The 15,925-nt window shown below is 51.4% G+C and carries 1 protein-coding gene; it reads left to right on the forward strand.

Annotated features, from left to right (window positions below):
• The first annotated feature begins 7 nt into the window (after positions 1 to 7).
• Positions 8 to 15,925 (forward strand): SDR family NAD(P)-dependent oxidoreductase, encoded by a 15,918-nt coding sequence (locus tag HNR77_RS23165; protein ID WP_221443973.1) that lies wholly within the window; start codon positions 8 to 10, stop codon positions 15,923 to 15,925.

Here is a 15,925-nt window from a genome sequence, read left to right on the forward strand (position 1 = left end):
GGAATCTATGCTGAACAAAAGGGGTATTATAGCAGAAATCAAGGCTAAGCGAATGACGCCGGAAGAGGGGCTCAGACAGCTGAAGCAGTTGTCCCATTTTGTCACCTCCGATCTATCTGATAATACCCTTCATTACTACAAACCTGTGCTTGAGTCCGCGCATTTTCCCAATGGCGATGGCGAAGCTCAGAGCGGTGTTGCTGTTTTGCTGGATGAGGACGAGGAGTGTTGGAGAAGGCTGAAGGACAAAGGAAGAAGGGCTGTTCTGGTCAAGGTGGGGCAGGCTTTCTCTAGATTAGGCGAACACATGTATACCGTGCGCCCCGATCAATTTCAAGATTATGAGTCTCTGCTGAAGGAACTGAAGCTGGGCGAGGCTCAGCGATTAGAGATTGTCAACATGTGGCCGCTCCATGCGGTTCATATGGAGGATGCTCTTTCCCGCGGTGTATTTTCATTAATGGCCCTTGCGCAAGCTTTAATTGCTGTGGTCGGAAAATCGGAGGTTCAGTGGATATACGCCTATTCATCCCGTTCGAGATTTCTTCCCGAGCAAGAGGGCGTTGGTGGATTTTTTAAATCCATGCACAACGAACATCCCTACTGGAATACCAAGACGGTCGCCATCGGCGATCCTGCAAACGATTTGGAATCGTTGTTTGATGAAATCGGGATTTCGGAACCAGGTACTGTGGAAGTGGTATACAAAAGCAGCGACAGATATGTGCGAACCTTTGCTGAATATGAGATGTCGGGGGGCCATGCCAGTTCCCTCTGGCAAGAAAACGGGACGTATCTCATCACAGGCGGCGGAGGTGCGCTCGGACTGTCCATTGCCGAACATGCGGTTTCGGCGAATCGCCTTTCCGTGATTCTGGTTGGGAGATCTCCTCTCACTGAGGAAGCGAATGCGCGAATGGAACGGATGCGTCTGACTGGTTCCAATGTGAAGTATATGCAAGTTGATATTTCCAGAAGAGAAGACTTGCTTGCTTTAATAGAAAGCATAAAAAATAGCGGTTCTTCGCTGCGCGGAGTGATCCATGCTGCCGGCGTTCTTCGTGACGGTTCTCTTCAGAAAATGGCTAAAAGTGATTTGGAGCAGATATTGGCAGCCAAAGTCTATGGCGCGCAGCATTTGGATGAAGCCTTGCAGGGCGAAAAACTTGATTTTTTCCTGCTTTTTTCCTCCATGATTTCATGGATTGGCAATGAAGGCCAATGCGGATACGGGTATGCCAACCGTTATTTGGACTCGCTGGCTGAGAGGCGCAGTCGCCGTATGCGGGAAGCTGGAGAACAGGGAACAACCTTGTCCATCGCCTGGCCGCTCTGGTTGAGCGGAGGGATGCAAGTATCGGAAACGACGAAACACTGGATGGAAAGCAGAATGGGAATGATCCCTTTAAGTACGAATCGCGGTATAACGGCGATGGCGGCAGCGGTTGCTGCGGCGAAGCTGGATGGAACCACGCAATTCGTTGTGCTTGACGGAAAGCAGGATAATATTATGACTCAACAAAGGAAAAATGCTTTAGTCTCTCAAAGACGACAGGAAGCCGCTAAGCCAGTTGCCCACAAGGATAAGTCGGGATGGAAGGAAAGGGCAGAACAATATTTAATCGGCATTCTAGCGGAAGAATTGCGTATTTCTTCCTCCAGAATGGAAAGCGGAGATTCCTTTGATAAATTTGGGATCGATTCAGTTCTTGTTCTGTCTTTGACAAGGCGGCTGGAAACGGATTTTGGGACATTGCCCAAAACCCTGTTATTTGAATATCAAACGGTTGATCAAGTGGCGGACTATTTTATTGCCAATCATCAAAATACATTAGAACAATTATTTGCTGATTCAACAGCGCATCAGGCAGACGCGGATCACCACACAGAAGCTGGTCATCTCGCAGCCGCGGCGGCTTCCGAGCAGTCCTTCTCCGGCTCTGGTTCGAGCCGATTTATACGGCAAGAGCAGGCTGTTGAAAAGGAGCGAGCGGAGCAACGCGAGCGCAAAGACTCGGTTCAAGACCAAGGAAAAATAGCCATAATTGGCCTTAGCGGACGTTATCCCATGGCGGACGACCTTCAACAGTTTTGGGAAAACCTGAAATCCGGATCGGACTGCATTACGGAAATACCGGCTGACCGCTGGAATCACGCCCAATGGTTTGACCCCGACAAAAATAAGGAGGGCTCCATTTATACCAAATGGGGAGGTTTCTTGGAGGGAGTAGAGTACTTCGATCCGCTGTTTTTTCAGATTTCTCCGAAAGAAGCGGAGCTGATGGACCCGCAAGAAAGACTGTTCCTGGAGACGGTCTGGCATACACTTGAGGATGCTGGCTACACACGGCGCTCAATTGGGACCAAAAACGTGGGCGTTTATGTAGGAGTAATGTACGGACAATATCAATTGTTCGGCGTAGAGGAGACGTATAAAGGAAATCCTATTGCTCCCAGTTCATCCTATGCATCGATTGCCAATCGTGTATCTTACATTTTTGACTTTCAAGGGCCAAGCCTTGCCCTTGACACGATGTGTTCTTCTTCCCTGACAGCGATTCATCTGGCTTGCGACAGCCTGCGCAAGGGCGAAAGCGAGCTTGCCATTGCCGGCGGAGTCAATGTATCCATTCATCCCAGTAAATATTTGTTTCTCTCTCAAGGGAAATTTGCTTCAACGGATGGCCGCTGCCGCAGCTTTGGCGAAGGGGGAGACGGCTATGTTCCGGGAGAAGGGGTAGGCGCGGTATTGCTCAAGCCTTTGTCCAGAGCGGTGGCTGATGGAGACCATATCTACGGGGTAATTCGCGGCAGCGCTTTGAATCATGGAGGCAAAACAAACGGCTATACTGTCCCGAATCCTCTATCTCAGGGAAAGCTGATTGCAGAGGCGCTGGGAGCTTCCAAAATCCTGCCCGAGACCGTCAGTTACATTGAAGCCCATGGAACCGGCACATCCCTGGGAGACCCTATCGAAATTGCAGGTTTGTCCAAAGTGTTCGGTAGAGGCGGAAATTCTTCAGCGCGCGTGGCGATCGGCTCCGTGAAATCCAATATCGGCCATTTGGAGTCGGCGGCGGGCATTGCAGGTCTCACCAAAGTGCTGCTGCAAATGAAGCACCGCCAGCTCGTTCCATCCCTTCACGCAGAGAAACTTAATGCCAATATTGATTTTGCAGACTCGCCGTTTGTCGTTCAGCAATCGTTGGCTTCATGGGAAGCCGATGGTTTGCGTACAGCGGGCGTCAGTTCATTCGGAGCCGGGGGATCGAACGCTCATATTGTGATAGAGGAATGGAATGCTGACGAGAATCCAATGCCCAGGAATTCCAACGTACCTCAGCTCTTATTGCTGTCGGCGCGTAATGAGGAGCGTCTTCAGGCCCATGCTCGAAAACTGAGTGACTTCCTCCGTGAAAACTCAGAACAGCTTGCATTGCATGATGTCGCCTACACGCTGCAAGCGGGCCGCGAGCATTGGGATGAACGTCTGGCATTGACCGCCGTTACGATTGAAGAGGCCATCTTTAAGCTGGAGAAGTGGATTGCCGGAATCCTTCCTGAAACAGGAGTATACAACGGCAATCGCCTGCAAGATCCAATTTCTATTAGTAAAGCTAAGACGAGCGCGGATGAAGTAGAGGCGCTGGTTCAAGCGGGAGATCTCGACCGGCTTGCCTTGTTTTGGCTGTATAGCAAGGAATCCATTGACTGGGATGCTCTCTATCGCGGCCAGGCGCGTCGCATTCCATTACCGGGATATCCTTTCCTGCGCGACAGGTATTGGATTTCGGAGGCATCGCGGCTACACGAAAAGCGAGCTTTGCAAGGAGAGAGTCGGTTGCATCCGTTGGTCGCACGCAATGATTCTACATTCACAGAGCAGAAATACACCACGCTGCTCAGCAATGAAGAGTGGACGCTGCGCGATCATCGTGTCGAGCGGAATATTTTGCTGCCGGGAGCCGCTGCTTTGGAGTTTGTCCTTGCCGCAGGCGAACATGCGCTTGGCGGTAAGCTTAAAAGCATTCGCCAGATTGAATGGAAGGTTCCTCTTATCTTTTCTGCGGAAGATTACGAGGAGAAGTCAGTAACGGCCGAGTTGACGATGCTTAGCGAGCATGCCGCCAGATTCCAGCTATGGACCGAAGTCGAGGCTGGCCAACGTACCGTGCATTGCAGCGGAGAGCTTTATGCGGAAGGGCAGTCGGATTCGCAAGGGCAAACGGGGACGCTCCCATTGGCCGAAATCAAGTCAAGATGCACATCGAAATTGGACGCAAGCGACTATTACAAGTATTTTGAACAAATCGGATTGCATTACGGAGCGTCGTTTCGCCCTTTAATCGCGATGCATTCATCGAACGGAGAAGCTTTAGCTGAACTCCGCTTGCCGGAGCATCTAGAGGAAGATGCTGCCCAATATCGGCTGCACCCTGCCTTGCTCGACGGCTTATTCCAGTCTGTAATCGGCTTGTTTGACATCGGGCAATCCAGCCACTCGTATTTGCCGGGAAAAATAGAAAATTTGAACATCGAGGATTCCATTCTGAATGTTCGTTATGCCTATGTAACAGAAGAAACGGGTTCTGCGACAGAGACAGAAACGTTGGAAGAAAGACACTTCAACATTCTGGCAGTCGATGACTCCGGACGGGTGCTGGTACGAATCGACCGATTTACCGTACGGCGTCGTGCAGGCTTGCGGGCAGAAACGCAGTCGCCGCTTGTCCTCCTGCGCCCCTTTTGGCTGGAACAAGCCATGATGTCTCCGATCTCTTCGTTGAAGGAGCTGGAGGGCGACCTTTTAGTATTCGATAAAGGGGAAAACGTCTGCCAAGCATTGCGTTCCAGGCTTAGCGCAGCGGGAACTTCTTCTGCGGTTATACTGGTTCAGCCCGGCGAAAGCTTTGCCGTAAAGGGCCAAGATCATTTCACGGTTTCTCTTCACGAACCGGAGGATTACCGCAAATTATTTGCGGAGCTTAAACGGGCCGGAAGAGCTCCTGCATCTATTGTGCATCTGTGGTCGCGTTCTGGTTTTGTGACACGCGACGAGGAAATGCAGGAAGCGTTGCAGGTGAGTCTTTATTCCATACAAGCTCTGGTTCAAAGCTATTTGCTCGAAAAAATAAAACCTTCCATGCGTTTGCTGTACGTATCGTGCACACCTTCCTCCGAGCAGCCGCTGTACGATGCGGCAAGCGGCTGGTTGAAGACGCTGGGTCAAGAGCATCCTTCCTTTTGCAGCCGGGTTTTGACTCTTGACCGTGACCCTGAGTTTTGTATTGAGGAGTGGCTGCCTGAGTTGCTGACGGCAGATGCAGGCTGTGATGTCATTCGCCATCAGAATGGAGCCAGATTTGTGCGTGGCCTGACGCCGTTATCGACAAGCGGCCTTCCGGACGACGGCAGTTGGCTGGGAAGGGAAGGTGCCTACCTGATTACGGGGGGAGGCGGCGGTTTAGGAATTATTTTCGCAACGGAAATGGCTAGAAGCTGTAGGGGAATTAGTCTTGTGCTGACAGGCCGTTCCGCTTTGTCCCCAAGGCTGGAGGAGCAAATTGAAGGGGTGAAAAAAGAGGGCGCCAATGTTCTATACCTGCAAGCCGATCTTTCCCTATATTCAGATGCGCAGAGGGTCGTTCATGAGATAAAGTCGCGGTATGGCGTGTTAAAGGGCATCCTGCATAGCGCAGGCGTTTTGAATGACGGTCTGATTTATACCAGAACAAAATCGGATGTTGAACAAGTGCTGGCTCCCAAACTTCACGGCGCACTGTTTTTGGATGAAGCCGCAAAAGACGAGCCTCTGGATTTTTTTGTTTTCTTTTCTTCACTGTCAGGAGAAATCGGGAATGTCGGACAAAGCAGCTATGCCTACGCCAATCATTTTCTGGATTTATTCGCGCGGTTTCGGCAAGGGGAGCAGCAAGCCGGGCGACGCAAAGGCAAAACGCTCTCGCTCAACTGGCCACTATGGAGGGAAGGCGGCATGCGGCTGGACGAAGCTGCTTTAAAGCAAGTTCAGCTCAGAATGCCGGGATTGCAGCTGCTTAGCACACAAAACGGATACGAAGCTTTGAAAAAAGGCTTGCAGAGCAATGAGCCTCAACTTGTTGCTGTGCAAGGCGAACTTTCTAAAATGGCATGGCTGCTCGGACAACCTGAAAAGATTTCCTCACCGCAATCGTCTATTTCCCCAGCAATGAATCAAGCGCAGGAGGATGAGACCCGCACTCCGCTGGAAATGTATCTGAAAGAGCTGTTGTCCAAGCAAATCAAGCTTGCGCCAGAGAAAATTTCTGCAACGGCAGCTATGGAGGAATACGGAGTAGAATCGGTTGCCGTTTTGAATATGACAACGGCTCTGGAAAACGTTTATGGTCCGCTATCCAAAACCTTGTTTTTTGAATATCGTTCAATCCGGGAGCTCGGAAATTATTTGCTGAAAGAGCACTCCGAGCGGACGCTGCTCCAATTTGGAATTTCTTCTCTTCAAGCGAAGGAAGTCCGTTCAGAGGAACGACCCTCCAAAGCAGAAAACAAATCTCCTGGGAAAATGGCGAAGCTGGCAGTAGCTGCAGCGGCTGAGAAAGACGCGATCGCCATTATCGGATTGAGCGGAAGATATCCCATGGGGGAGAATCTGGATGTCCTATGGGACAATCTGAAGGCGGGACGGGATTGCATTACTGAAATTCCACAAGAACGCTGGAATCATGGGTTGTATTTCAACCCCGACAAATCGGGCAAAGGAACGGCATACAGCAAATGGGGCGGTTTTTTGGAGCATATGGATTGCTTTGACCCGAGGCTATTCCAGATTTCGCCGCGTGAAGCCGGCCTGATTGATCCGCAGGAACGACTGTTTCTTCAGACAGTTTGGCATACGCTGGAGGATGCGGGATATACAAGAGCGCGTCTGGCAGCTCACAAAGTAGGCGTTTTTGCAGGGGCCATGTATGCCCAATATCAGATGGTTGGCATAGATAAAGGCATGGTCGGGCGGGAAGTGCCGGCTTCGTCGTTTGCCTCTATTGCCAACAGGGTTTCTTATTTCTTTGATTTTGCGGGACCGTCCATTGCGGTCGATACGATGTGCTCTTCCTCTCTGACAGCCATTCATCTGGCTTGCCAAAGCATTCAGAACGGGGAAAGCGAAGTGGCCATTGCCGGAGGAGTCAATCTTTCCTTGCATCCTCACAAGTACGTGTTGCTCAGTCAAGGGAAGTTTTCTTCCACAGACGGGCGCTGCCGCGCTTTCGGAGACGGCGGAGACGGCTATGTGCCGGGAGAAGGGGTCGGAGCTGTCCTGCTCAAACCTCTGCGGAAAGCGGAAGCGGACGGGGACCGGATTTATGGGGTAATCAGAGCAAGTTCGATTAATCACGGAGGGCGAACGAATGGCTATTCCGTTCCAAATCCCAATTCGCAGGCCGATCTGATCGCTCAGGTTTTGCAGGAAGCCAACCTCTCTCCAGAAGAAATCAGTTATGTAGAGGCACATGGAACCGGAACCGCATTGGGTGACCCTATCGAAATTACAGGGCTTACGAAGGCGTTTGGAGGGGGTGTCGGCAATCGACAGGCTTGCGCCATCGGTTCGGTCAAGTCTAACATCGGACATCTGGAATCGGCGGCCGGCATAGCAGGTCTGACCAAAATCCTATTGCAAATGAAGCATAAGCAACTGGTGCCCTCTCTTCATGCTGAGAGACTGAACTCCTTTATCCGGTTTGAAGAGACGCCATTTTATGTGCAGCGTGAGCTGGCGGAATGGAAGAGGCCGATCCGAACCGTTAATGGCGAAGCCAAAGAGATGCCGCTTAGGGCTGCGCTCAGCTCCTTTGGAGCGGGTGGCTCGAACGCTCATCTCATCATAGAAGAATGGCCAGTGAAGCGGTCGGCCGCTCGGAAAGGACACTTGGGTCCAGGTTCAGAGCTGATTGTGCTTTCTGCCCGAAACGAAGAGAGATTGAAGAAGCTGGCTTCCAATTTGGCCACAGAACTGGGAACGAGTAAGCAAGAGAGTGGCGATGGTGAGAATTACAACGTAGAGCAGCTGATGAAGGAGATTGGGCAGATCGCAGCCCAGGTATTGAATGTCGACGGGAACGAAATCGGACTGCAGGATGATCTGAAGGAGTACGGATTCGATCAGATGACGTATGCCCGGCTCCTAGAGCTCTTGAATAATAAATGGACACTTCATCTTAGCGAAGGTGAGATTCATCAATATCGAAGCATTGAGGATCTGTCAACTTATGTTTGGGAGAAGCACGGGGACAACGGGCATTTCTCTCTGCCAACGAATCCGCCAGCTGCTGCTCGTTTGGACAAACCTTCGTTAAAGGACATTGCCTATACGCTTCAAAACGGGCGCGAGGCTCAGGAGGAACGATTAGCAGTGGTCGTTTCCAACATCGATGAACTGGTCAAGCAACTCACTGCCTTCGCCAATCATGATGGGTCAAGCGGAAGATGGCTGCGCGGAACCGTGAGAAGGGGTGAAGAACGCCAGCTTGTTCTTGGGGATGACGAAGACAGTCAAGAACTGATTGAAAAATGGATGCTGAAAGGAAGATTGGAGAAGCTGGCTAATCTGTGGGTGAGCGGTATTGAGCTTGATTGGTCAGGGCTTCCGGGAAAATCGGATTGCAGCATTGTGTCATTGCCCCTGTATCCTTTTGCCCTTGAGCGGTACTGGATTGATAACCAAGGGAATAAGGAGGCGGACTTCAAGCAGAGCCATCCCCTTATAGACGGGCTGAACGCTTTAAGGAGTCTGGGCCAAGAAGGTCTTGTCTACGAAAAAACATTTGCTGGAGATGACCGTGTGTTGCGGGATCATCTTATTCAGGGACAGCCGACATTGCCCGGTGCCGTGCAGCTTGAAATGATCATGGCCGCGTGTGAGAAAATGGGTGCCGGAGCGGTTGGCGGGCTGTCGAAAGTGACATGGCTGTCGCCGATCATAATCCGGGAGGCGATGTTGACGGTTCGCGTGGAATTGCTTCGAGTAAACGGAAACATTCGATTCCAGATTCGAAGCGGCGACAAAGAGGAGCTGATGACCCATACGACAGGCGAAATTCATTTCAATGCGGGCGAAACGACAAGGGGTCGCATAGGACTGGATGTGGTGCGTATGCGCTGCAACACGAACAACACACGGGAAGAGGTTTATGACCGCTTCGAATCGTGCGGCATGCGTTACGGAACCTATTATCAGACGATTACCAGCCTGTCGGGCAATGAAGGGGAGTCGCTGGCTGAGCTGAAGGTGCCGGACATCGCGGTTTCAGAGCAGAAACAATGCCGCTTGGCTCCGGTTCTTATAGACGGAGCCCTGCAGACATTGGCGGGCGTTATTGAAGAAACGAAGGAAGCGGATCCATGCACTCTGGTTCCTTACGCCGTTCAGGAAGTCACTCTTTTAGGTCCCGTTTCTACCGCTACATATGCCTATGTAGTCAAGACTGGCCATCACCGATTTGACATCTCGTTGTGCGACCGTGCGGGAGACGTTTGTTTGCATCTGAACGAAGTTGAGGTTCGGGAGTTGCGGGGACAACCGCTGCAGAGGTTGCCGCTTCAGGAGCAACCTCCGCAAGAGGAAAAACAAGCGGAACGGGTGACGATTTCCAAGTCCCGACCGGCATTCACACTGGAAGAGGGGGGGAGGGGGACCCGCTATCAGCGGGACTACGTGAGTGGTGTGATTCGGGACGCACTGTCGGCGGTTCTGTACATTGACCCGTCCGAGTTGGACGAGCAAATCCCTTATGTGGATTTTGGCGTGGATTCCGTCCATGCCGTGGAAATTGTCAATCGGCTCAACGAGGCGCTTCAGGTGTCGCTGCGGCCAACCGAGCTATTTAATTATGGCTCGATCCATCAACTTACTGACTATGTGCTGATGGAGTTCAAGGTAGAGGTGGGCCGTATGCTGTCGAATGAGCAGGGCGACTCCGATTCTCAACGTGTATCAGTTGTGGAGCGGGAGTTCAATGCTCAGCGTGAACCTGAGCCATTGCGAACAGTATCCATCAAGGCAGCGGAAAAAAAGCCGGACAAGCAGAATGAATGGCAAGCACAGCATCTGTCAAGAAAGCTGGAAACCCCTGCTTCCGTCAAGTCGTTTGCCCGACGGGATATCGCCATTATCGGAATGTCGGGACGTTTTCCGGGAGCCGATACGCTGGAACAATACTGGCATAATCTTGCCCAGGGCGTGAACAGCGTCCGGGAAATCGACAGATGGAAGCTGGATAGCTTCTATGATCCAGATCGCCAGAAGCTGGACAAAAGCTATTCGAAGTGGATGGGACAATTGACGGATATTGATCAATTTGATCCGTTGTTTTTCTCCATTTCTCCGAAGGAAGCAGCAATGATTGATCCCCAGCAGCGGGTTTTCCTCATGGAGTCCTGGAAGGCGATTGAAGATGGAGGTTATTCCATTGCCGATTTGGAACATTCAAAATGTGGCGTATTTGTCGGCTGCGGCTCAGGCGATTATATGAATTTAATGAAGGAGCATGGCGTGTCGCCTAGCGCATATGCATTTATGGGGAATGACGAATCGATTATGCCTGCCCGAATTTCGTATTTTCTTAACTTGAAGGGTCCAAGTCTGGCGATTAATACGGCGTGCTCCTCTTCTCTTGTTGCGCTTCATGTGGCTTGTGAGAGCATTTGGGCAGGAACAAGCGAAATCGCGCTGGCAGGGGGCGTCTCTGTTCTGAATACCCCTCGGGTGCATATCCTGTCCAGCCGGGCAGGCATGCTGTCTGCCGACGGTCAATGTAAAGCCTTTGATCAGCGAGCAGACGGTTTTGTCCCCAGCGAAGGGGTCGGGGTCGTGTTGTTGAAGCCGCTGGAAGCGGCTCTGGCGGACCGAGACCATATTTATGGAGTCATCAAGGGTTCGGGCATTAACCAGGACGGAAGATCGAACGGGATTACCGCGCCGAGCGCTCCGTCGCAGACGGAACTGGAATTGGACGTGTATCGGAAATTCGGAATCCGTGCTTCCGATATTCAGTACGTTGAAGCGCATGGAACGGGAACGAAGCTGGGCGATCCCATTGAAATCGATGCACTCACCGATGCGTTTCGCCAGTACAGCGATGAAACCGGGTATTGTGCAATCGGGTCGGTCAAAAGCAATATCGGACACACGCTCACAGCTGCGGGAATTGCAGGCTTGATCAAAATTTTGCTCAGTATGAAGCATCGCAAGCTGCCGCCTTCCTTGCTGGTTGAGCAGGAAAATGAACATATTCCATTTTCCAAAACGCCGTTTTATGTCAACAAATCGTTGAAAAGCTGGCATACGGATGGGGGGAAAGTAAGGCTGGCTGCGGTTAGCTCATTCGGCTTCAGCGGCACCAACGCTCATGTTGTGGTTGAGGAAGCTCCCCTTCGGGAGCGAATCGCGGGACGCAGACCGTCCTGTCAATTTGCGCCAATCAGCGCGATGACGGAAGCTGCCTTATTTCAGAGGGAACAGGATCTGCTTCGTTATTTGGAAGGCGAGGGTCGAGAAACACCGTTTGAAGATATTATGTTTACATTGCAAATGGGACGAACGCACTTTCCAGTGCGTCACGGGTATATAGTCCAAGATCATCAGGACCTGTGCGTCAAGCTTCGTGAGCGTGCTGAAGGACGCCAGTCTGAGGGCATGGTGGCGGGGAACCTGAACCATTCCGGACAGGGGAAAGCGGGGCGGGATGATGAGCAGGGCTTTGAAAGCGAGCAATGGAGCTTGGGAGAAGATTTGACGCCTCAGGATGAGTTCGAAGAGCTGAAGCAGATTGCGTATCGGTATGTGAATGGACTGGCCGTGGACTGGAAGCTGCTTCATTCAGGAGAAGTCCGCAAGGTGCCGCTTCCGACCTATCCATTCGAACTTCAGACTTGCTGGTTTGAAGTAAAAGAAAACGACCGGGAATTCACTGGATCCACTTTTATTTCTTCTGTCCAGGAGTCTATGAAACGGAACAACTGGAAAATCGGAACGATCCTGCTGAAAAAAACGCTGATGCCGGACGATGCAATCGTGAGCGGGCACCGGGTGGGAGGTCAAACTATATTTCCCGGAACCGGCTATTTGGAAATTGCTCAGCAAGCGCTGGAAAGTGCGAGTGAACTGATGGGTTATGAAGTATGCGAGCTGTTATTTCTAAAGCCGCTTGTTGTGCGAGAGAAGCCGGTTGAAATGCACCTGCGTCTCATCAATCTGGAGCCGCTCCAGTTTCAGATTTCATCCTTCCAAGGGGTAGAATGGATTCAGCATGCTGTCGGCGAATGGAGACGGAAATCATCGAATGACGTTCAGCGCGGTCTTCCGCGACTTGATATCCAGGCCATTCGCAATCGGTGCGATCTTCTTTATACAGCTAAGGAATTGTATGGGAAACTGCGTGTGGTCGGTCTGGATTACGGCCCAGTCTTCCGGGGAGTGAAACAAATCTGGGGCAGCCGGGAGGAAGCGCTAGGGCTTCTGGAGCCGGAAGATGCCACGGTGAAGGAATTGTCCTCAGGGCGCCTTCACCCCGCTTTGCTGGATACCGCGCTTCATACCATTTCGGGCATGGTGCAAAGTGGCCAGCCGTTGCTTCCGTTTTCGATTGGCCGTCTGGAGGTCCAGCAGCCTCTTGGCAGGATCAGCTATGCATATGTAACTCCGGAAGGAAACGGAAGGCGATATCAGGTTCAGATCACGGATGAACGAGGAGTCGTTTGCGTCATCCTGCACAGTGTTTTATTGGTTGCCGCCAAACAGGCTGAGGTAGACGGGATGATGTATGAGCAAAAGTGGAAGAGGGCGCCATTGTCAAACGGTTGGACAGAGAGGGAAGCCAAGGAGCAGGGAGCGGTTATGATCATTGCGCCGGAGCATGATGCAGGTTTGGAGAAGGCGTTAGCCGCTGAATATGCGGGCGACCAGGTTGTGTCGGTTCGGTACGGGAAGGCGACGAGGCAGATTTCAGCCAGCGCATGGGAGATGAATCCTTTTGATGCGGGAGCGATGGTGCAAATTATGGCGTGTCATCGGAATGTGAACACGTTATATTTTCTGGGCGGCATGGAGGTAAGAGAAGAGGTTTATGCACATGACGATCTGGATCAATTGGAGCACAGTCAGCAATCGGGCATCTTCACTTTATTCCGGGCAGTCAAAGCGTTAAGCCAACTGCGCAAGACCGGAAAGCCGTTCACGCTTAAAGTGGCGACTAACTATGCGATTCCCTTTCATGAGGTTCAACCGCTGTTGCCGCAAGCGGCAAGTCTGCACGGATTTGTAAAGTCGCTTGCCAAAGAATGTCCCGCATGGAGTGTATGTGGGCTGGATCTTGACATGAAGAGCGATGCAGGCGAATCGTATGTTCAAGCGATCCTGCAAGAGCCCGGAAACCGGCGAGGCGACGTAACGGTTATTCGAGACGGCCAACGTTATCGCGGCGTGCTTGAACCGATAGCGCTCCCGAGCGCGGCTGTCCCTCCATTCCGAGAGCAAGGCGTGTTTCTAATCCTTGGCGGAGCCGGGGGAATCGGCATGGAATTTGGTAAATATTTGTCCCGCACCGCTCGGGCTCGCGTTGCGCTGATCGGCAGAAGGCCTCTTGATGCGAAATTGGAGCAAGGGCTGGAGGAGATCCGGTCATTAGGTGGAGAGGGCTTGTACATTCAGGCGGACGCTCTCGATGTGAAATCCATGCGACGTGCGGTTGCGAAGGTCAAAGGGATTTATGGAGCATTGCACGGGGCTGTGCATTCTGCATTGGTTCTCCGCGATCGGATATTGGAAAACATGTCCGAAACCGATTTGCGGACTGTGCTGGATAGTAAAGTAAGAGGTGCCGCAGTATTAAGGACGGTGCTTGAGGACGAGCCGCTTGATTTCGCTCTGTTTTTCTCTTCCGCCAACTCGTTTTCAGGCAATGCGGGCCAGGGCAATTATGCAGCCGCCTGCACCTTTAAGGATGCATTTGCCCACAAATGGAATGCTGAAGTGAACTACCCCGTCTCCATTATCAATTGGGGTTATTGGGGAACAGTCGGGGTAGTGGCAACCAAGGCGTATAATGAGCGTTTGAACGCGATGGGGGTAGAGTCCATTTTGCCAGCCGAAGGGATGGAGGCGATTCAAAGAACAATCGCCCATGCCTGTAAGCAAGTTATGGTGATCAAGGCAAAGCGGCATGTGCTGGAGCTTATGGGTCTGGAGAGCGGAGCGGAGCCTGACAAAGGCGGCAGCGATTTGGACAAATCCATCGAGCTAGGCAAAACAGACTCCGTTCTGGAGAAAGCCGTTGAAGCGGTTTGGCCGATAATGGAACCGCATCAGAAACAGCGCATGATCGAAGCGTTCGAGGAATTGACGCAATTCGGAGTGAAGCTGGTGCTGGATATTTTTGGACAAAAGAAAGTGTTCAGACCGGGCGGCGAATGGAAGAGCATTGATTGGCTGAAACGCGAGCTGGGCATTCTTCCGCGATATGGGCGATTATTCGAAGCGATGTTGAATTTGCTGGAGCAAGCGGGTTTTCTCCAACAAAGTGATGGGAATTATGTCGTTTCCTCAAAAGCCGAAGATGACGAACAAGCGTCGCTATCCCATCAGCGGTTGATGGAAATCAAGGAAACGTTAATCGGCCGCTGGCCGGAAATCGAAGCGCACATCCAGTTGCTTTGGACAGCTTACCTTCAATACCCGAACCTATTGACGGGGAAAGTGCTGGCGACCGATGTTTTGTTCCCGAACGGCTCTATGGAGCTTGTGCAAAACATTTATCGAAACAACGAGATAGCGGATCACTTTAATCGTGTGGTCGTCAGAGCGGTTCAGCTTTATTTGGAGCTACGGTCGAAGGAATCAGCCCCACGAAACGTCAGGATATTGGAAATAGGAGCAGGCACGGGGGGAACCAGCGCCCACGTGCTCAAGGAGCTGGTTCGGCATTCTGAAGGAATCGAATATGTATATACGGATATTTCAGCTGGCTTTATTCGATACGGCCGTCAAACCTTTGGTTCGGTGTATCCTTTTACTTCTTTTCAGACGTTGGACATTGAAAAAAATATCGCCGCACAAGGCTTCGAAGTCGATGCGTTTGATGTCATTATTGCAACAAATGTGCTGCACGCGACCCGTGATATCGGTCACACCTTAAGGCAATGTAACAGCTTGCTGCAACAGCATGGCTGGCTGATTATCAACGAGGCAACCAAGGCGCATGCCTTTACCACTTTGACTTTCGGGTTGCTGGAGGGGTGGTGGCTTTATGAGGACGAGGAGAATCGACTGAGAGATGCTCCTTTGCTGGATGAGCACAATTGGATCAGGCTTTGCGGAGAGCAAGGTTTCGGATGCAATCATGTTTTGGGCGCTCAAGGACTTGGACAATCGGTCGTTTTGGCTGAGAAAACCGAATCGTCGTCAGAGACAGCACGCCAATTCAAGGAAATAGACGTGCAGTCGAACCAATACATGCTGCAGACGGCAGCCTCAGATGAGGGGCCTGAGCTTGCTGATGGGGATGAGGACCGCATTAAAACGCAAATACAGCAGCTTATTTATCGGAACATCAGCAAATCGATGGAGGTTCGCCAGGAAGATATTTTAAATGATCGGCCATTCTCAGCCTACGGGATAGACTCCATATCCGGAGTTGAAATCATTCGGCTCATAAATGAAGATCTTGGTATTGTGTTAAAAACGACGGCGTTGTTTGATTATGGTTCAGTCAATGAACTAACCGAACATATTTGGCAAACTTATGGTTATTCGCTAGTGGAGGAACATTCAGCTTCCCGTTTAGATTCGCTAGATGTAGAACCACTCAATATGCTTGAACAACTGGCGAGCGGTGCTTTAACGGTCGACGAAGTGATCAGGGGATGGAGGTAA

Source organism: Paenibacillus sp. JGP012 (assembly GCF_014203995.1).
GTDB lineage: Bacteria > Bacillota > Bacilli > Paenibacillales > Paenibacillaceae > Paenibacillus > Paenibacillus silvae.